16 protein-coding genes are annotated in these 18,743 nt (G+C 65.0%); 9 read left to right on the forward strand and 7 right to left on the reverse strand.

The window, feature by feature from the left end; all coding sequences use genetic code 11:
• Positions 1-249: 249 nt before the first annotated feature.
• Both CKJ85_RS10340 and CKJ85_RS10345 read right to left on the reverse strand, forming a co-directional pair.
• The gene (locus tag CKJ85_RS10340) at positions 250-774 is read right to left on the reverse strand and encodes a carboxymuconolactone decarboxylase family protein (RefSeq protein ID WP_095277227.1); all 525 of its coding nucleotides are present in this window, start codon (positions 772-774) and stop codon (positions 250-252) included.
• Between the two features lie 93 nt (positions 775-867).
• The gene (locus CKJ85_RS10345) at positions 868-1,464 is read right to left on the reverse strand and encodes a peroxiredoxin (RefSeq protein WP_095277230.1); all 597 of its coding nucleotides are present in this window, start codon (positions 1,462-1,464) and stop codon (positions 868-870) included.
• 149 nt (positions 1,465-1,613) lie between these two features.
• On the opposite strand from CKJ85_RS10345, the gene CKJ85_RS10350 reads away from it, so the two are divergent.
• Together CKJ85_RS10350 and hrpA are read left to right on the forward strand one after the other, a co-directional pair.
• A complete protein-coding gene (locus CKJ85_RS10350; protein WP_095554262.1) occupies positions 1,614-2,570 on the forward strand; it encodes a hydrogen peroxide-inducible genes activator in 957 nt (318 codons plus the stop codon).
• A gap of 23 nt (positions 2,571-2,593) precedes the next feature.
• Positions 2,594-6,547 (forward strand): ATP-dependent RNA helicase HrpA, encoded by a 3,954-nt coding sequence (gene hrpA, locus CKJ85_RS10355; protein ID WP_095554263.1) that lies wholly within the window; start codon positions 2,594-2,596, stop codon positions 6,545-6,547.
• 26 nt (positions 6,548-6,573) lie between these two features.
• Here hrpA and nrdR read toward each other — a convergent pair whose 3' ends face one another.
• On the reverse strand, positions 6,574-7,032 hold the full coding sequence (gene nrdR, locus CKJ85_RS10360; RefSeq protein ID WP_095277238.1) for a transcriptional regulator NrdR: 459 nt from the start codon (positions 7,030-7,032) through the stop codon (positions 6,574-6,576).
• A gap of 91 nt (positions 7,033-7,123) precedes the next feature.
• On the reverse strand, positions 7,124-7,339 hold the full coding sequence (locus CKJ85_RS11910) for a hypothetical protein (protein WP_133063988.1): 216 nt from the start codon (positions 7,337-7,339) through the stop codon (positions 7,124-7,126).
• 381 nt (positions 7,340-7,720) lie between these two features.
• Between CKJ85_RS11910 and lexA the strand changes: the two genes are divergently transcribed.
• The 5 genes from lexA to CKJ85_RS10390 all read left to right on the forward strand — a co-directional run bounded on the left by lexA (position 7,721) and on the right by CKJ85_RS10390 (position 13,078).
• A complete protein-coding gene (gene lexA, locus CKJ85_RS10370; protein ID WP_095277243.1) occupies positions 7,721-8,407 on the forward strand; it encodes a transcriptional repressor LexA in 687 nt (228 codons plus the stop codon).
• 233 nt (positions 8,408-8,640) lie between these two features.
• A complete protein-coding gene (locus CKJ85_RS10375; protein WP_095277246.1) occupies positions 8,641-9,426 on the forward strand; it encodes a DeoR/GlpR family DNA-binding transcription regulator in 786 nt (261 codons plus the stop codon).
• A gap of 169 nt (positions 9,427-9,595) precedes the next feature.
• Positions 9,596-10,561, forward strand: a complete 966-nt coding sequence (locus tag CKJ85_RS10380) for a 1-phosphofructokinase family hexose kinase (protein ID WP_095554265.1) — start codon at positions 9,596-9,598, stop codon at positions 10,559-10,561.
• A 39-nt stretch (positions 10,562-10,600) separates the two neighbouring features.
• Entirely contained in the window at positions 10,601-12,739 is a 2,139-nt protein-coding gene (locus CKJ85_RS10385; RefSeq protein ID WP_095554266.1) for a fructose-specific PTS transporter subunit EIIC, read from the forward strand.
• 69 nt (positions 12,740-12,808) lie between these two features.
• Positions 12,809-13,078 carry an HPr family phosphocarrier protein gene (locus CKJ85_RS10390; RefSeq protein WP_095547130.1) on the forward strand — a complete coding sequence of 90 codons (270 nt, stop codon included), beginning with the start codon at positions 12,809-12,811 and terminating at the stop codon, positions 13,076-13,078.
• A gap of 95 nt (positions 13,079-13,173) precedes the next feature.
• Here the strand turns inward: CKJ85_RS10390 and CKJ85_RS10395 are convergent, their stop codons facing one another.
• On the reverse strand, positions 13,174-14,451 hold the full coding sequence (locus tag CKJ85_RS10395) for a uracil-xanthine permease family protein (RefSeq protein WP_095554267.1): 1,278 nt from the start codon (positions 14,449-14,451) through the stop codon (positions 13,174-13,176).
• A gap of 62 nt (positions 14,452-14,513) precedes the next feature.
• Positions 14,514-16,046 carry a GTPase HflX gene (gene hflX, locus CKJ85_RS10400; protein WP_095277259.1) on the reverse strand — a complete coding sequence of 511 codons (1,533 nt, stop codon included), beginning with the start codon at positions 16,044-16,046 and terminating at the stop codon, positions 14,514-14,516.
• Between the two features lie 196 nt (positions 16,047-16,242).
• On the opposite strand from hflX, the gene CKJ85_RS10405 reads away from it, so the two are divergent.
• Both CKJ85_RS10405 and CKJ85_RS10410 read left to right on the forward strand, forming a co-directional pair.
• Positions 16,243-17,034 carry a hypothetical protein gene (locus tag CKJ85_RS10405; protein ID WP_095536698.1) on the forward strand — a complete coding sequence of 264 codons (792 nt, stop codon included), beginning with the start codon at positions 16,243-16,245 and terminating at the stop codon, positions 17,032-17,034.
• A gap of 80 nt (positions 17,035-17,114) precedes the next feature.
• Positions 17,115-17,630 carry a hypothetical protein gene (locus tag CKJ85_RS10410; protein ID WP_095277264.1) on the forward strand — a complete coding sequence of 172 codons (516 nt, stop codon included), beginning with the start codon at positions 17,115-17,117 and terminating at the stop codon, positions 17,628-17,630.
• An 18-nt stretch (positions 17,631-17,648) separates the two neighbouring features.
• On the opposite strand, the gene CKJ85_RS10415 is transcribed toward CKJ85_RS10410, so the two are convergent.
• Positions 17,649-18,725 carry a hypothetical protein gene (locus tag CKJ85_RS10415; RefSeq protein ID WP_095554268.1) on the reverse strand — a complete coding sequence of 359 codons (1,077 nt, stop codon included), beginning with the start codon at positions 18,723-18,725 and terminating at the stop codon, positions 17,649-17,651.
• Positions 18,726-18,743 lie beyond the last annotated feature (18 nt).

Here is an 18,743-nt window from a genome sequence, read left to right on the forward strand (position 1 = left end):
CGCGTGGCAGGCCGAGTCCGGTGAGGTCCTCGAGGGTCATGCCAGCGGCCGCCGCGACAAGTTGCATGCCGCGGCGGTCGATGGATACGAGGTCTGCCAGTGCGTTCATGGCAGCCACGTTACCGGCCCTGAGCTGGGGAAACAATGGGTTGTGAGGATTCACCCATTTTCGGCCCGGGAGGGAACCGCGGGCCGGTTTGGTGCGTCTAAATAGGGTTGGGGGTTTGCGTGGCGTCGATAAGCGAGCTGCTAGCGCGCTGCCTCGATCTCGATGGCCTGGGCGACGGCCTGCACGACGGCGCCGACCTTGACGCCCTCCCAGATCTGCTCCTTGGTCAGGCCCTCCTCGCGCAGCGTGTTCGCGTGGGCGACGCTGCAGTGCTCGCAGCCGTTGATCGCGGAAACGGTGAGGGACCACAGCTCGAAGTCGGCCTTCTCCACGCCCGGCTTGGAGATGATGTTCATGCGGAGACCGAACTTGACCTGCGCGTAGTCGTCGCCAAGCCAGCCCTTGGCGCGGTAGCCGACGTTGTTCATCGCCATCACGGTGGCGGCGCCGAACGCAGCGTTGAGGGCCTCCTCGGAGAGGTGCTCCTTCGCCTCGTCGGTAATTTCGGAGATGACGGTCGCGTTGCGGGTCGCGGCGGCAGCGGCGACGAGCGCGCCCCACAGCTGCTGCTCGCTCAGCTCGGTCGAGCGGGTCAGCGAACCGAGGTTCAGCTTCTGGTCCTTGGCGTACTCCGGCAGAGCGCCGCGCAGGTTATCAATAGACATTGGGTGTCCTTTCGTGTGATTGGTGGTAAGTAGACAAGCGCCCCGCCACTCCAGCGGTGCGGAGCGCGGGGCGGCTTCGGGCGAAGAATCGCGCTACTTCAGGGCGTCCTGAACCACGGCCATCTTGTCGATGTTCTTGGTCGGATCGTTCTTCTGCCAGTCGCAGGCGCAAACCTCCTCGGACTGCAGTGCGTCGAGGACGCGCAGGACCTCGTCGACGTTGCGGCCGACGGCGTCCGGGGTGACGGACACGAACTGGACGATGCCGTCCGGGTCGATGATGAAGGTCGCGCGGTCGCACACGCCGTCAGCGTTCTCGACGCCAAGAGCGCGGATCAGGTCGTGGCGGACGTCGGCGAACATCGGGAACGGGATGTCCAGCAGGTCCTCGTGCGTTGCGCGCCAGTTGAAGTGGGAGAACTCGTTGTCCGTGGAGCCGCCGAGCACCTGGGTGTCGCGGTCCTCGAACTCCTCGTTGAGCTTGCCAAAGGCGGCAATCTCGGTCGGGCATACGAAGGTGAAGTCTTTGGGGTAGAAGAAGACGATCTTCCACTTGCCCTCGTACTTGTCCAGGGAGACCTGCTCGAAGTAGTCGTCCGGGGAGGACGCGTCGGCTTCCTTGAGGTTGCCGCCCTTGAGCGCGGTCAGGTTGAACTCCGGGAAACGCTCCCCAACAGTCATGATCGGCATAGTGATTCCTCCATATAACTAGGGTGAATATGCGTACTGTGACGCAGTGAGTCACGAACACGTTCTCACGTCTTCTGCCACCCGAGTATGCCACAGCCCACCCGGAAGCTCAACAACAAAACCTATAAAGGTGCGGTATGGTGATAGGCATGAGCAATAAGGAATATAAACCGACGCTCGCGCAGCTGCGCACCTTTGTCACGATCGCGGAGCACAAGCACTTCGGCACCGCCGCGGCCAAGCTCGGTATCTCGCAGCCGTCGTTGTCGCAGGCCCTCGTCGCGCTCGAGGGCGGGCTGGGTATCCAGCTCATCGAGCGTTCGACGCGCAAGGTCATCGTCACCGCCGCCGGCGAGGAGCTTCTCCCCTACGCCACAACGACCCTCGAGGCCGCCGATTCCTTCGTCGCCCACGCGCAGGGCGCCCACGGCGTGCTCAACGGCCCGTTGACCATCGGGATGATCCCCACGGTCGCCCCGTACCTTCTGGCGGATCTCCTGCCGCGCCTGCGGTCCGAGTACGAGAACCTGCAGCCGCGCATCGTGGAGGAACAGACCGAGCGTTTGCTCGAGCAGCTTCGCGACGGCCGCATCGACCTCGCCATCCTCGCCCTCCCCACCGAGACTCCCACGCTCACCGAACTGCCACTCTACGACGAGGAATTCGTCGCCGTCACCCACGAGGATGACGCGCTCGCGGGGCGTCGCGACCTGCCGCTCGCCGCCCTCGAGGAGCTCGACCTGCTGTTGCTTGACGACGGCCACTGCCTCCGCGAACAAATCGTCGACCTGTGCAAGCTGGCGAATGTGTCTCACCCCGCCGCCAACCAGTCGGTGACGCGGGCAGCGTCGCTCACCACGATCATGCAGCTCGTCGGAGCTGGTTTCGGCGCAACGCTGGTGCCCAAGTCCGCCGTCGCGAGCGAGTGCACCCGCCCCGGTATCGGGCTGGCGACCTTCGCCACCGGCGTTGGGGCGCAGCGCACCATAGGGCTTGCGTACCGGGCGTCGTCAAGCCGCGCTGAAGAGTTCGAGGCCCTGGGCGAGTTAGTGAAAGCCGCGTACGCGGAGGCCGACGCGCGCGGAGATGCAGCGCTCGAGCCATGAGCTACTAAGCTGTTCCAGCAGTGATGAAAAAGGATCCAGACAATACGGACGCGCCGAGCCCACTGAGCCCACTGAGCAAGGACGAGCTGTACCGCCAGCTCGACTCGGTGCCGATCAACCAGGAGCGTCGGTTTCGGCGGCGGCTTTCCAAGGCCAAGGCGCCGCAGGCGCTCGCCGCGATCGGGGCAGACATTGCGGAGGCGGCGCGTGGCGTCGAGAAGCGAAATGCCCTCGTGCCCGCCATCGAGTACCCCGAGCAGCTGCCCGTTTCCGCGCGGCGCGACGACATCATGGAGCTGATCCGCGACAACCAGGTCGTGATCATCGCTGGCGAGACGGGCTCGGGCAAGACCACGCAGATCCCGAAAATGCTGCTGGAGATGGGGCGCGGGCGACGCGGGCTGATCGGACACACGCAGCCGCGCAGGATCGCGGCGCGCACGGTGGCCGAGCGCATCGCCGACGAGCTGGGGCAAACGATTGGCCAAACCGTCGGCTACGCCATCCGCTTCGACGACAAGGTGTCGGACTCTACCGCCGTGAAGCTGATGACGGACGGCATCCTCCTCGCGGAGATGCAGCGCGACCGTTTTCTCAACGCCTACGACACGATCATCATCGATGAGGCCCACGAGCGCAGCCTGAACATCGATTTCCTCCTCGGCTACCTCAAGCGGCTCCTGCCGAAGCGGCCGGATCTCAAAGTCATTGTCACCTCGGCGACGATCGACCCGGAGCGCTTCGCCGCGCACTTCGCGGCCGCAGACGGCACGCCCGCGCCAATCATCGAGGTCTCGGGCCGCACCTACCCGGTGGAGATCCGTTACCGGCCGCTCGTCGAGCAAGTGGAGACGAAGTCGGGCACGAAAGACGTGGACATCGACATGATTGACGGCGTCGTCGATGCCTGCAAGGAGCTCATGGGCGAGGGCAAGGGCGACATCCTCTGCTTCTTCTCATCAGAGCGCGACATCCGCGACTGCATGGAGGCGCTGGAGAAGCAGCACTGGCGCGGCGTGGAGGTCGTGCCGCTGTTCGGGCGCCTCTCCAACGCGGAGCAACACCGCGTGTTTTCCCCGCACTCCGGCCGCCGCATCGTGCTGGCCACCAACATCGCGGAGACCTCGCTGACCGTGCCGGGGATCCACTACGTGGTGGATACCGGGCTGGCCCGTATCTCTCGCTACTCCACCCGCACGAAGGTACAGCGCCTGCCCATCGAGGAGGTTTCGCAGGCCAGCGCGAACCAGCGATCGGGCCGCTCCGGACGTACCGCCGACGGCATTGCCATCCGCCTGTACTCGGAGGAAAACTTCGAGGCGCGGCCCGAGTTCACCGACCCGGAAATCCTGCGCACCAACCTGGCCAGCGTCATCCTGCAAATGATTTCGCTGCGCCTCGGCGACATTTCCGAGTTCCCGTTTATCCAGCCGCCGGACCACAAGGCAGTGCGCGACGGTCTCCTGCTCCTCCACGAGCTGGGTGCGATCACCGACAAGGAGCGCGGCGGCGCACCCGTCTTGACGGACATCGGCCGCGACCTCGCGCGCATCCCCGTCGACCCGCGCATGGCGCGCATGCTCGTCGAGGCCAACACCCTCGGCGTACTCGATCGCGTCACCGTGATCGTCGCCGGCATGACCATCCAGGACGTGCGCGAACGCCCCCTGGAGTACCAAGCACAGGCTGATCAGGCGCACGCACGCTTCAAGGACAAGACGTCCGACTTCCTCTCCGTGCTCAAGCTCTGGGACTACATCAACGAGTCCCGCGACGAGCTGTCGGGCAACGCGTTCCGCAAACGGATGAAGCGCGAGTTCCTGCACTACATGCGCATCCGCGAGTGGTACGACCTGGTGCGGCAGCTGCGGGATGTGGAAAAGCAGTTGGGGTGGATTGTGCGGGCGTCGCAAAGCACTCAAGCCGACGGCGAAGCAGACGCCGACGCCGTGCACAAATCGCTGCTCACTGGCCTGCTGTCAAACATTGGCGCGCGCGACGGCAACTCGAAGGAGTTCCAGGGCGCGCGCGGCACCCGCTTCCTCGTCTTCCCCGGCTCGAGCCTGAGCAAGAAGCCGCCGGAGTTCCTCATGGCCGCGGAACTGGTGGAGACCTCGCGGCTGTGGGCCCGCGACGTGGCCAAGATCGAGCCGCAGTGGGTGGAACGCGCCGCGAACGACCTGCTCAAGCACAGCTATTCCGAACCGGTGTGGTCGCGCAAGCGCTCCGCGGCGATGGTGCACCAGAAATCCATGCTTTACGGCGTCACTATTGTGCGCGACCGGCTCGTGCCGTACCACAAGGTGGATCCGGAGGCAGCGCGCAGCATGTTCATCCGACACGCGCTGCTGGAGGGCGATTGGAACCGCCACCACACGTTCATCGAGCACAATGACGCCCTGCTCGCGGAGGCCTCCGAGGTGGAGGAAAAGGTCCGACGCCGCGGCCTCGTGGTCGACGAGGACACACTGTTCGAGTTCTACGACGCCAAGCTGCCCGCCGACGTGACCACCGCGCGGCACTTCGACTCCTGGTGGAAGAAGCAGCGCCGCACAGACAAGCACTTCCTCGACTTCGACCCGGAAACGCTGCTTGACGACACCGGCACCGACACCTCAGCCACCGCCTTCCCCGAGACCTGGCGACAGGGATCGATCAACTACGACCTGCGCTACAAATTCGAGCCCGGCGATCCGTTCGACGGCGTCACGGTCGAGGTCCCGGTCCCGCTGCTCGCAGGCCTGAGCCCGGATGGCTTTGACTGGCTTGTACCGGGCCTGCGCGAGGAGCTCATTACCGAGCTCATCCGCTCGCTCCCCAAGGCCATTCGCACCACCGTCGTCCCCGCGCCTGACTTCGCGCAGCGCGCCCTGCCCCTCCTCGAGAACGGGCAGCCGCTTGTCGACGCCCTCGCGTCCGCCCTCCAGTCACTGGGGGCCTCCGGGGTCAACGGGTCAGACTTCTCACCGACTCGGCTCCCAGCGCACCTGACCATGACGTACGCCGCGATTGACAAGCGCGGGAAGGTTGTCGACCACGACAAGGACCTTGCCGCGCTGAAGAAGCGGCAGGCGGGCAAGATCCGCTCGTCTGTGTCGAAGGCGAGCCGGGCGGCGGAGTCCAAGGCCGTGGCGAAGTGGACGGCGGACTCCCTGGGCGAGGTGCCGGCGACGGTGCAAACCACCATTGATGGCAATAGCGTCGACGCGTTCCCCGCGCTGGAGGCTACCCGCGACGGCGTGCGCGTCACGGTCTTCCCAACGAAGGCTGCCGCGGACGCGTCGATGGTCACCGCGACCCTCACGTTGCTGATCCGCGAGATTTCGGTGTCTGCGCAGCAGATGACCAAGGGGTTGCCGCTGCGCCAGAAAGTGGCGGTGGACCAGTACCCGCACGGTGGCGCGAAGGGGCTCGTGGAGGATGCGCGGGTGGCAGCGATTCGCGACCTGATGATGCAGCACGGCGGCCCCGTGCGTACTCCGGAGGAGTTTTCGGCGCTCGTGGCCAAGGTGTCGCCAGAAGTTCCTGGCGCGGTGCGGCGCATGGTGGTGGGCATCGCCCCTGGGCTCGTCGCGTACGCGAACATGGCGCAGGAGCTGTCGCAATGGGAAGGTCCCGCGATTGATGACATGCGTTCGCAGCTCGAGTTTTACCTCCCCCGCAACGCGTTGACCAGACACGGACTGACCCACCTCCAGCACATGCCGCGCTACATCGAGGCTATCCGGATTCGCCTTGAGGACATGCGCGTGGATCCCGACCGCGATGCGGACCGGCAGGCAATTGTCGACGGCGCGAAGTCGTACCTCGGTGCCAAGCTCGCCAAGCTCCCCGCCGGGCGGGAAAAGACTCGCGCCTACAAGGATGTGTTGTGGAGGATTGAGGAACTGCGCGTGAGTGTCTTCGCGCAGCGCCTTGGCACGCCGAAGCCGGTCAGCGCGCGGCGCATTGAGAAGATGGTAGACAAGCTGACCTAGCGGCGTGAGCTACAGACTCAACCGGCTCAGAAGTCCTCTTTGTCGCGCCGCCGCATCAGACGAATCTCTGATTCGAAGTCGTCGGCGCTCTCGAACGACTTGTACACGGACGCGAAGCGCAGGTAGGCGACCTCGTCAAGCGCGCGGAGCGGTTCGAGCACCGCGAGGCCGATTTCGTGCGCGGGGATCTGTGAGCTGCCGTGGGAGCGCACGATCTCCTCGACCTGTTGCGCGAGTCGTTTGAGCGCGTCGTCCGACACGTCGCGCCCCTGGCAGGCACGCCGCACGCCGACGATGAGCTTGTCACGGTCAAACGGCTCGCTGATCCCGTTGCGCTTCACCACCGTCAGCACTGCCTTTTCCACGGTGGTGAATCGCCCCCCACATTCGGTGCACTCACGACGCCGGCGGATTGCTGATCCTCCTTCAATGATGCGGGAGTCCATCACGCGCGAATGATCGTTGTGGCAAAACGGACAGTACATTGCAGGCTCCCGCTCCTCGCTGTTCTGGGTACGCCCCGGGGACGTGCGCCCGGGCTTGCCTCCTCAATGTACCGTCCCCCGCGCCGCTTCCCTAGCGGGCGCCAGCGACGTATTGGGCGGAGACTTGGTGGCTCATCGACGCGGTGTCGTCCGAGAACGCACCGCCCACGATCGACCCGATCACCAGCGCGGCGCTCAAGCCCAGTCCCACGAGCACGCTCTCGCGCTTTTCGCGGTGGGATTCGAACCGATCGTCGGCTCGGTCTGGCCACTGCGCCGGATCACCCCTCCCCACATCAACGGCCATTATCGAATTACTGATCGTTCGAACATGCTCAGCCCCACACCGCCGAACACCGCGGGTTTCAATGTCCCACTCGTCAGCACGAGCCGGCATGGAAGCCACCTCGAAGCGAGTAGTAGAAGCACCGTAAGTACCATTTTGCATCATCGTCATGAGTTCATTCCTTTCACGTTCACCGCAATCTTACGAACCGAACCAACACTGTCGAACGGAATACCGTTCAGGCGTTCGATGTCGGTTGCATGTTCGATTTATAGCAGGCACGTCAAAGCTTGTCTAGCGGGCGGGGTGAGAACTCGAACATGTTTGCCCGATCTGGTAGGTTGTGCAGTGCGTAGTTAGCGCGAATAAACTCACACACAGTCACCATCAAAGGAGCACCTCATGGCCCGCAAAAAGGCTGATGCCAAGGATTTGGACATCTCGACGCTGTCTGATCGTCAGCGGCGAATTTTGGAAGTAATTCGGGACGCCGTCGTCCTTCGCGGCTACCCGCCAAGCATTCGCGAGATTGGCGACGCAGCTGGGTTGCAGTCCACCTCGTCCGTCGCCTACCAGCTCAAGGAGCTTGAAAAGAAGGGCTTCCTGCGCCGCGACCCGAACAAGCCTCGCGCGGTCGACTTGCGCCATCTCCCCGACGCACCCGGCAAGAAGCCGAAGCCGAGCACGGACACAAACGTGCCGGAGGATGCGTCGACTCCGCGCTACATCCCAGTGGTCGGCCAGATTGCCGCCGGGTCGCCGATCCTCGCAGAGGAGAACGTGACGAGCTACTACCCGATGCCGGAGGATCTTCTCGGCGACGGCGACCTGTTCATGTTGCAGGTCGTCGGCGAGTCGATGCGCGATGCCGGCATCCTCCCCGGCGACTGGGTCGTCGTTCGCTCCCAGCCCGTGGCAGAGGAGGGAGAGTTCGTCGCAGCCCTGCTCGACGGCGAGGCGACGGTGAAGGAGTTCCACAAGGATTCCAGCGGCGTGTGGCTCCTCCCCCACAACGATGCCTACTCGCCTATTGACGGCACCAATGCGGAAATCATGGGTCGCGTCGTCTCCGTGTTCCGCACCATGTAGCACCTCCACCCTGAACACACGCCCGCAGCGATCCCTCGCGCGGGCGTTTTGCTTGTTTGTAGCTCACCTCCGCTTATCACCTTCAACCACTGTGACGATTTCCGGATATGTGGCGGGTGCTGCCCCCGCTTCGGGGGAGTCGGGCACAACAACAACCAATCGGGCACCAATCAATGCGACAATGACAGGTATACGTTTTCCCGTCTTACATCCCGACATACTGAAGGAGCGCCGTGTACGCAGAAGAACGCCGGCGACAAATTGCCTCCCTCACTGCGGTTGAAGGTCGAGTCAATGTCACTGAGCTGGCCGAAAAGTTTGGAGTCACCGCGGAGACGATCCGTCGCGACCTGGCTGTGCTCAATGATGAGGGCATTGTCCACCGCGTGCACGGTGGCGCCGTAGCGAGCCAATCCTTTCTCACCACCGAGTTTCCGCTTGAAGCCCGCTATCGCGCCGCGTCCACGGCCAAGATGGCGATCGCCCGTGCAGCGCTCCAATTCCTCCCGGACCGGCCGGACCGATCTCTCTTCCTCGACTCTGGCACAACCATCAATGGTCTGGCCGAGATTATTGCCAAGCACCCCTCGGCCAAAGATTGGCACATCGTGACCAACTCGCTGCCCACCTCCCTCGACCTGGCAAGCGCGGGTTTGGAAAATGTGCAGCTACTGGGTGGAACCGTTCGTGCGATCACCCAAGCGGTCGTCGGAGACATCGCGCTTCGCTCCATCGCCATTCTGCGCGCCGACGTCGCCTTCATTGGCACCAACGCATTGACCATTGATCACGGGCTCTCCACGGCCGACCCCCAAGAGGCCGCGATCAAGAAGGCGATGGTCACAAACGCGCACAAGGTGGTGGCGATGTGCGACTCGACCAAGCTCGGAAACGACTACCTGGTGAGCTTCGCCCGCCTGAGCGAAGTCGATGTGCTGGTGACCGACTCGGAGGCGCCAAAGTCCTTCATCGATGAACTCGTCGCACACGGCGTCGACGTCATTACCGCGTCCGAGTAAGCCCGTTTTCCCCCTCACTCGTGTGAGATCGCTTCCGAATAGTTGAAAAATCACACCTATTCGGACATACTTGGGGCGTTGCGCTTAGTGCCCGGCATCGCCAACAGACTCGCTGCGTAGGGGCGCTCTCGTGCCTCACCCCACTACATCAACAGTAGGGAGCGAATCCATGATCATCACGTTAACGCCGAACCCGAGCATCGACGCCACACTCAACGTCGATGCCGTGGCGCGCGGCGAAGTGGTCCGCGCCACCGATGCCAGACGCGAAGCCGGGGGTAAAGGCATCAACGTCGCCAACGCTGTCGCGCTGGCTGGCAAGGACACCCTCGCGATCGCGCCGTGTGGACCACACGACCCATTCATCAGCGCTGTCGAGCGCGCGCGCATCCCGTTCGCACCAGTGCCCATCCAGGGCAACGTGCGCACGAACACGGCGCTCACCGAGCCGGACGGCACCACCACCAAGATCAACGAGCGTGGTGCCGAGTTGTCGGGCGAGGAGCAGCGTGGCGTCGAAAAGCAACTGCTCAACCACGCACGAAACGCCGACGCTGCAGTGCTGGCTGGTTCGCTGCCGCCTGGTGCGGCGCCGGACTGGTACGCCGAGCTTGTCGCTTCCCTGCGCAAGGCTTCGCCGGATCTTGTCATTGCTGTGGACACGTCGGATGCGCCGCTGCAGGCGCTCGGGCGCAAGCTCGACGGTGCGGCACCGACCATCATGAAACCGAATTCTTTCGAGCTGGCCCAGCTCACCGGCGCGGACGGGCACGAGCTCGAGGCCGCCGCCGAGCGCGGCGAGTATGACGCCATCATCGCCGCAGCGCGCGCCCTAGTGAATCGTGGCGTGCAGGAGGTGCTGGTCACGCTCGGCGGCGCCGGCGCGTGCCTGGTCACGGCCAACGGCGCGTGGGCGGCCTCCGCTCCTCCGATCACCGTGCGCTCCACCGTCGGCGCGGGCGACAGCTCGCTCGCCGGCTACGTGATGGCGCGAGTCGAGGGCCTCGAGCCCGCGGATTGCCTCCGCCGGGCCGTGGCCTACGGCTCGGCCGCTGCCTCGATGCCGGGCACGGGGATTCCTTCCCCGTCCGACCTGGACGTCGAGCGCACCAAAGTCTTCAGTCTTTCCAACTAATTCAATACCCATATCCTTCGCTACAGAGTAGGAACTCCTATGAACTCCCCACTCATCACACCTGACCTGGTCAGGCTGGACGTGGACTTCGGCTCCTCGCCCGCGGACGTCATCCAACACCTTGCCGGGCTCATAGAAGCCACCGGGCGCGCGACCGACGCAGGCCCCATCGCTGAAGCGGCGACTGCCCGCGAAGCGAAGGCCGGCACCGGTGTCAACGGCCGTGTGGCCATCCCGCACTGCCGCGTCGCTACGGTCAACGAGCCCACCCTTGCCTTCGCGCGCCTGTCCAATCCGGTTGATTTCTCCGGCCCCGACGGCGATGCCGAGCTGGTCTTCCTCATCGGCGCCCCCGAGGGCGGCGGCAAGGAACACCTGAAAATCCTGTCCAAGCTGGCCCGCGCGCTGGTCCGCGGTGACTTTGTGGAGAAGCTTCGCAACGCCAGCACCGAGCAGGAGCTTGTCGACGCCGTGCTGGAGGTCGTCAACGCCGAACCGAAAAAGAAGAAGCCGAAACCGGCCACGACCGATGGCGCCGCAGCCGCCGGCAGCACGGCCGTCACCGCGGGCGCTGCAGGTACCGCGGGCACTTCCGGCGCGAAGCAGGACGTCATCCGCATCGCTGCGGTCACCTCGTGTGCGACCGGCATTGCCCACACCTACATGGCAGCTGACGCGCTCACCCAGGCAGCCGAAAAGCGCGATAACGTCGAGCTCATTGTGGAGCCGCAGGGGTCGTCCGGCGGCGACCCGCTCGAGCAGTCCTTCATTGATAGCGCCGACGCAGTCATCTTCGCCCACGACGTGGCCGTGCGAAACAAGGGCCGCTTTGCCGGCAAGCCGGTCGTGGATTCCCCGGTCAAGCGCGGTGTGAACGAACCGGACGCGATGATCGACGAGGCCATCGCCGCGGCGAAGGACCCGAAGGCCCCTCGCGTCGCGGCCGCCTCCGAGTCTGCGGGCGAGGACTCCGCAACCGGTTCCTCCGGCGAAAGCTGGCCAAAGCGCCTGCAGCAGGCGATCATGACCGGCGTGTCCTACATGGTGCCGTTCGTCGCCGCGGGCGGTCTCCTGCTCGCGCTCGGCTTCCTGCTCGGCGGCTACGACATGGCCAACGGCTGGCAGGCGCTGGTCACCCAGTTCACGCCGTGGGATCTGCCGGGCCACGAGGTGACGGTTGACGGTGTCACGGCAACCTTTGAGCGCTCCGGGTGGGCGCTCTACCTCGGCGCCGTCCTCTTTGCCACGGGCCAGATGGGCATGCAGTTCGTCGTGCCGGCCCTCTCCGGCTACATCGGCTACGGCTTGGCAGGGCGCCCCGGTATCGCACCGGGCTTCATCGGCGGCGCCATCTCCGTCATGGTTGGTGCCGGATTCATCGGCGGCCTGGTCACCGGCCTGCTCGCCGGCGTGATCGCGTACTGGATCCAGACCTGGAAGGTGCCGCGCTGGCTCGGCTCGCTCATGCCGGTTGTGATCATCCCGCTGCTGACCTCCCTGATCGTCGGCCTGCTGATGTTCCTCCTGCTGGGCCGCCCGCTCGAGGCGCTCATGCTGGGGCTGACCGACTGGCTGTCGTCCATGACGGGGTCGTCGGCAATACTGCTTGGCATCATCATCGGCCTGATGATGTGCTTTGACCTTGGTGGCCCGGTGAACAAGGCGGCGTACCTGTTCGGTACCGCGGGCCTGTCCGCTGGCACGGACGCCAGCTTCGAGATCATGGCGACCGTCATGATCGCCGGTATGGTACCGCCGATCGCGCTGTCCATCGCGACCTTCCTGCGCAAGGAGCTGTTCACCCCGGCCGAGCAGGAGAACGGCAAGTCCGCGTGGCTCCTGGGCCTGTCCTTCGTCTCGGAGGGAGCGATCCCGTTCGCAGCAGCAGACCCGTTCCGCGTCATCCCCGCGATGATGCTGGGTGGCGCTACCGCGGGCGCGGTATCCATGGGCCTGGGCGTGGGATGCCAGGCGCCGCACGGCGGCGTGTTTGTCATCTTCGCCTACGACCCGTGGTGGGGCATGGTTATCGCGCTGGCCGCGGGCGTACTCGTGGCCGCGTTAGCCGTGATCGCCATCAAGCGCTTCTGGCCCAACAAGGAAATCCAGAAGGCCGCCGCTGACAAGGCTGCGCAGGAAAACACCGCTTCGGCGGGCGTGCAGCAGGTAGCGGCATAACCAACCGGGTGCCTACACTGGTACCCAGTAAATCAGCACTCAACCAAAGTATTTCGAAAGGACCTCATTATGGCTTCCAAGACCGTCAAGGTTGGCTCCACCGTCGGACTGCACGCACGCCCGGCAACGATCATCTCCGACGCCGCAGGCGAGTTTGATGACGAGATCATCCTGACCCTCGTCGGTGGCGACGAGGACGACGAGACCGACGCCGCGTCCTCCCTCATGATCATGGCGATGGGCGCGGAGCACGGCGACGAGGTCACCATCACCTCCGACAACGCCGACGCCGTTGAGAAGATCGCCGCGCTGATCGAGCAGAACCTCGACGAGGAGTAGCCTCCCCGCGATCGCACAACTTAAGGCCCCTGGCACCTTCCCAGTGAAGGTCCAGGGGCTCTTTCGTACTTATCGACGCCCCCGTTATCCCCTCCTTACCGGTACTGGCCCTCCCCGACCGAGTTGTACAGCCACCGCATGAGTGGGTAGCCGACGATGATGCCCACGGACCCGATGGCGATCCCCTCAAGCGTCACGGAGCCGACGGTGAAGGACAGGTTGCCAATGCCCACGATCAGCGCGACCGCGGCGGCAGTGAGATTGACCGGGTTGGTGAAGTCCACGTTGTTGTCCTGCCAGATGCGCACGCCCAGCATGCCGATGAGCCCATACAGGACCAGACACGCGCCGCCGAGAACGCCGACGGGAATCGTGAAGATGATGGCGCCGAACTTGGGCACGAACGCCAGCGCGATGGCAAAGCACGCTGCCACCCAGTACGCCGCCGTGGAGTACACCTTCGTCGCCGCCATCACGCCGATGTTTTCGGCGTACGTGGTCGTTCCGGAGCCGCCGAAACCGCCGGCGAGGGTGGTGGCAATGCCGTCGCCGATAAGTGCCCTGCCCTGCAGGTCATCCAGGTCTCGGTGGGTCATCTCGGAGACCGCCTTGACGTGCCCGACGTTTTCGGCGATAAGCACCACCAGCACGGGCAGCGTGACCAGGATGGCAGAAAGGTGGAATTCCGGCGAGTGGAACTGCGGCAGGCCGATAAGGGGCGCGGCGTCGATGGTGTCCAGGGCGTCGTCGGCAAGCCCGCCCGTGGCTGCGGCGTAGGCCCAGCCCACGATCACGCCGATCAGGATGCTCAGGCGCGAGATCATCCCGCGGGTCGCCACGGTGATCAGCACGATCGCCGCGAGGGTCACGCCAGCGACGGCCGGCTGTGCTTGGACGTTGCTCACCGCGGTCGGCGCGAGGTTGAAGCCGATGAGGGCGACGATAGCGCCGGTGACGGTGGGCGGCATGACCGCGTCGATCACGCGCTTGCCGGCCACGTGCACGACCGCGCCGACGGCGATGAGGAGCAAGCCTGTCACCAGCACCCCGCCCAGCTGCGCGCCGATGCCGTACTGCTGGGAGGCGGACAGCGGCGCGATGAAGGCGAACGAGGAGCCGAGGTAGCTCGGCAGCCTGTTCTGGGTGATCAGCAGGAAGAGGATCGTGCCCAAACCTGAAAAGAGCAGTGTCGTGTTGACGGGGAACCCGGTCAGGGTCGGCACGAGCAGGGTCGCGCCGAACATGGCCACGACGTGTTGCATGCCGATGCCGATGGTGCGCGGCCAGCTCAGCCGTTCGTCGGGTGCGACGACGGCACCGGGTTTCACGGTGCCGCCGTCGCCGTGCAGGGACCAACCATACGAAGTATTCACGCCTGGCAGTCTAGGCAGGTGTACCTAGCTGGTCCCAATCGTTTACGCAGGCACTCGCCCGCTTACGCGACTACGAATTCCGCGTACTGGTCGGCGAGCACCTGGGGCAGGCGGACGTCGATACGCGTGCCCTGCTCTTCGTACTCCTCGCGGCGCACCGTGCCCTCCTCGTGGACGTGCGAGACGACGTCGCCGCGGGTGTACGGGACGAGCATCTCCACGTGGGCGTCGAGGGTGTTGAGGAACAACTCGACTTTGCCTTCCAGCTCGGGGATGCCCTCGCCGGTAAGGGCGGAGACGAAGACAACATCGTGGCCGGAGGAATCGAAGGCGTGGCGCAGCTCTGCAAGCACAAGCGGATCAGCCTCGTCGATCTTGTTCACCACGACGATCTCCGGCGGGATTTCCTCGCCGGATTCGCGCGTAATCTCTGCCAGGACCTCGTTGACCGCCTTGATCTGCTTCAGCGGGAACGGGTCCGAGCCGTCCACCACGTGCAGCAAGAGATCCGCGTTCGTGACCTCTTCCAGCGTGGACTTGAACGCCTCGACCAGTTGCGTGGGCAGGTGGCGCACGAAACCGACGGTATCGGTGAGGACAACATTGCGGCCGTCCGCCAGCTGGGCACGCCGCGTCGAGGGGTCCAGGGTGGCAAACAGCGCGTCCTCCACCAGCACGCCCGCGTCCGTCATCGCGTTAATCAGCGAGGACTTGCCCGCGTTGGTGTAGCCAGCGATGGCAATCTTGGGCGTGGTGGAACGCTGGCGCCGCGCGCGTTTCACCTCGCGCGCCGTCTTCATCCCCTTCAGCTCGTGGCGCAGGCGCGCCATGTCCGCGCGTAGGCGGCGACGGTCTGCCTCAATACGAGTCTCACCAGGGCCGCGGAGGCCCACGCCCCCGTTGGAGCCGGCGCGACCGCCCGCCTGGCGGGACAGGTTGCCGCCCCAACCACGGGTGCGCGAGAACAGGTATTCCATCTGCGCCAGCGAGACCTGTGCCTTACCCTCTCGGCTCTTCGCGTGCTGGGCGAAGATGTCCAGGATGAGCATGGTGCGGTCGATGACCTTGGTCTTCAGCGCCTCCTCCAGCGCCACGATCTGCGAGGGCGAGAGCTCACCGTCAAAAACCACCGTGTCCGCGCCGGATGCCTGCACGATCTCGCGCAGCTCCCCGACCTTGCCGGCACCGATGTAGGTGCCCGGGTCGGGCTTGTCGCGCTTTTGGTAGATCATCTCCACGACTTCCGCGCCCGCCGTCTCCGACAGCGCAGCGAGCTCACGCATGTTCGCTTCCATCTCCGCAGTCGTGCCCTCGAGCCACGCGCCAACGAGGATCACTCGCTCAAGGCGCAGCTTGCGGTACTCAACTTCGTAGTCGTCTTCGAGCTCGTCAGTACGAATCTCGGTGTGCTGTGTCACCCTGCGGAACGAGTTACGCTCCTCCAAGTCGAGCGCGCCAGTCGTCGGGGCGTCAGCCCCGGGCTGCGGCGAGTTGTGCCGGAACGCCCGCTCGAGCAGCGCATCACGCGCCGCATCCTGGTCGCTCTGGTCGTCCTGTGCTCCCTGAGCACCCTGGGTGTAGAACGTTGAGGTCATTCAGTCCTTCTGGTCAGAACTTCCGGGCCACGTGGGTTCGCGCGCCCAGCGCATTCCGAAGAATGCTTACGTTGTAGTTTACGTGTTTCTTCCAACACCGTGTGCATGCGGATCATTCCGTGCGCACAGTGCTTTGCGACGCCACCGCGACCCCGCAGTTCTCACCCCGGTGCATTCGCCGACTAGGCTGTGCTCCATGAGCGAAACTCTGAGTACCCGAGCCCAAGCGGCCACCGCGAGCAACGGCGCCCACCAGGACCTTGCTGCGATCGGCCTCGGTTTTTCCAAGTGGCAGGAAGCAGTCGAGCAGGCAATCGCCACCAACCGCCTCGAAGTCACGGGCGAGGTCCGTGGCGGGCAGCTGATTCAGTACGGCGACCCGTCGGGCGCGCAGCTCAACATCCTGGCTGTTGAGCCGTTTGCCACCTTCGCTGGCTTTGCGTCGCAAACGCGCACGTTTGCGCACATCACCCCGCTCAATGACGTCGTCGCACTGGCCGACGTTGTTGATCCGCACGGTAACACCATTTCCTCCGTTACCGTGAATCTGGCGCAGGGCCCGCTAATCGTCGACGAGCCGACGCTCCAGTGGCAGGAGCTGGGCATCACCGCACTGATGTTGGACCAGCAGCGTTTCGATTCCACCGACGCGTACCTGGCGGCCAACCCGGGTGCAGTCCTCGGCGCCGTGACCTCCCCTGGTGCGGAAGCCGTGGGCAACGGCGCGGCCACCACCCCCGACGCAGCGGCGCAGCTTTCCGCACGCGTCCTCGACGCGGAATACCGCACCTCCGAGCTGACCGGCCAGCGCTTCATTCACGCGTCCGTGGATGGCGCCTTCCCCTTCGACGTGTGCCTGCCGGACGGCGAGCTCCCGCAACGCGACTCCGTCATCGCCGGTACCGCGGTGCTCGCCGGCTCCATCCCCGCTCCGAGCGGCGGCGGGTGTGGCGGCTGTGGCGGTTCCTGTGGCTGCGGTGGGCACTAGGGATACAGACGCTCGGCTCCGGTGACCCCGTTGACCCCGTTGACATGGTCCCCACACGCCGATCGAGGAGGTGACCGCACGTGGATCCATCACGAAAAGACTTACTCCGCGCCTTGTGGGGCGCTCTGTTGTTCGCAGTGGCGGTCCTGCTGGTGATCTTCCTCCGGCTCCCAGGGCTCATGCTCACGCTGCTCCTCATCCCGCTCGCGCTCGCGATACACCGCCGGTACGACACGAATCCGGAGATCGCGTCGCTGAAGGCGTCGCTGCGCATCGCGCGCGACGACATGGAGGAGATCCTCCAAAGCTACGACGATCTCAAGTACGGCACGTCCACGCAGTCCGTCGCAGATCGCACGCTGCACTACCCGGCGCTAGCCAACGGCGACGTCTCGCAGCACGCCATCAGCGAGTTCCTGCTGCGCACCTCCTCGGCGCGCCGCTTCATCGCGCGCATTGACGGCTACCTGGAATCCCCGGACATTGACCGCTTCCAGCTAGAAAAGCTCATTGGCATTGCCGACGAGCGCGCGCTCGAGCTTTCCGAAGCGTGGGACGACGCCCGGCGCGTCGCGCGCCAAATCGGGCCCGCGTAGCGCTGCGAGCGCAACCACCTACAGCAACTGCTGCAGCTGCGACGGCAGTGTGATACCCAGCCGAGGCGCGACTGCGACTGCGCCGCCGACGAGGAACCCCAGCGCGGCGAGCACCCCAAGTGCGATGGCAACTGCCTTTCCCGCCGAGCTGGCCTGCTCCGTGTTTTCTGCTCTCGCCGGGACCGCTGGGGGCGCCGCGGTGTCGGCCAGGGGCTCACCTGCGGGTGCAGGGCCGTCGCCGTGACGCGTGCCGACGCCTCCTTGCTGGTTCACGTCCGCTTCCGTGGGGAAGCTGACCGTTACGTTGCCGCCCTGCGCGCACGCCTTGTCTGCCTGCTTCGTCGCGGCGACGTTTGCGCGCTCGTAGGCGATGGCTGCGGGGAGGTCGACGACGCGCGGTGCTTCCTCGTTAAACCTCCTGATCTGGTCCTGCGTCAGGTCCAGCTGTTCATTGGCGGAGAAAACCTTGCCCGGGTTCTGGGCGAACTCATCCCATCCTTCGTAGCCCATTTCGGCCCACGCTGCGTTTGCGGTCTCTCCCGGGAAGAGCTCAAACTCCCAGGAATTCGCCCTCCCGGACTCCACACGTTGCAGGTACGCGTCGGTTCGGGCTTGCGCTGCGACGATGTCCGTGATTGTTCCGGCCGTATCGGGGCCGTATGCGTCCTCGAGCGACGCAACTTCGCGTTCGTATGCTGCTTCGACGTCTGGGGCGACGTCGGTAAAGTTTTCGTAGCTGATCAAGGTCTCTACCACGGACTCGTTTGCTGCTAACGCATCGAGGCGCTTGAGTTGTTCGGGTGTGAGCGTGGTTTTACTCGCAACGATGAAGAGCCGCTCCAACGCCACGGTGTCATACAGCGCGTACGCCTTGGCCTCGTCTTCGGTGAGGCTGACAAAGCAAGACTGCGCGCCCAGCAGCCCTGAGTCCTCCAGCGGGCCGACATCGGCGGCGTTCGCGGGTGGCGCCACTGCGGCCACTGCAACCACTGCGGCCATCGGGGCCGCCGCGCTGGCGAGCCGCCGGGAACTGGGTCGCTTGGTGTCCCGGTGATCGTCGTGAAGCGGACGGGCGAACGAGGCTGCGAGGTGCATTGCGGCTACTTTCAAGGA

The sequence above is a fragment of the Corynebacterium sp. NML 150383 genome (assembly GCF_002285085.1).
Lineage (GTDB): Bacteria > Actinomycetota > Actinomycetes > Mycobacteriales > Mycobacteriaceae > Corynebacterium > Corynebacterium gottingense.

Bases quoted from the DNA above. Each gene is read 5' to 3' on its own strand.
- CKJ85_RS10340 (WP_095277227.1), bottom strand. From the start codon at position 774: ATGTCTATTGATAACCTGCGCGGCGCTCTGCCGGAGTACGCCAAGGAC.
- CKJ85_RS10345 (WP_095277230.1), bottom strand. From the start codon at position 1,464: ATGCCGATCATGACTGTTGGGGAGCGTTTCCCGGAGTTCAACCTGACC.
- CKJ85_RS10350 (WP_095554262.1), top strand. From the start codon at position 1,614: ATGAGCAATAAGGAATATAAACCGACGCTCGCGCAGCTGCGCACCTTT.
- hrpA (WP_095554263.1), top strand. From the start codon at position 2,594: ATGAAAAAGGATCCAGACAATACGGACGCGCCGAGCCCACTGAGCCCA.
- nrdR (WP_095277238.1), bottom strand. From the start codon at position 7,032: ATGTACTGTCCGTTTTGCCACAACGATCATTCGCGCGTGATGGACTCC.
- CKJ85_RS11910 (WP_133063988.1), bottom strand. From the start codon at position 7,339: ATGGCCGTTGATGTGGGGAGGGGTGATCCGGCGCAGTGGCCAGACCGA.
- lexA (WP_095277243.1), top strand. From the start codon at position 7,721: ATGGCCCGCAAAAAGGCTGATGCCAAGGATTTGGACATCTCGACGCTG.
- CKJ85_RS10380 (WP_095554265.1), top strand. From the start codon at position 9,596: ATGATCATCACGTTAACGCCGAACCCGAGCATCGACGCCACACTCAAC.
- CKJ85_RS10385 (WP_095554266.1), top strand. From the start codon at position 10,601: ATGAACTCCCCACTCATCACACCTGACCTGGTCAGGCTGGACGTGGAC.
- CKJ85_RS10390 (WP_095547130.1), top strand. From the start codon at position 12,809: ATGGCTTCCAAGACCGTCAAGGTTGGCTCCACCGTCGGACTGCACGCA.
- hflX (WP_095277259.1), bottom strand. From the start codon at position 16,046: ATGACCTCAACGTTCTACACCCAGGGTGCTCAGGGAGCACAGGACGAC.
- CKJ85_RS10405 (WP_095536698.1), top strand. From the start codon at position 16,243: ATGAGCGAAACTCTGAGTACCCGAGCCCAAGCGGCCACCGCGAGCAAC.
- CKJ85_RS10415 (WP_095554268.1), bottom strand. From the start codon at position 18,725: ATGCACCTCGCAGCCTCGTTCGCCCGTCCGCTTCACGACGATCACCGG.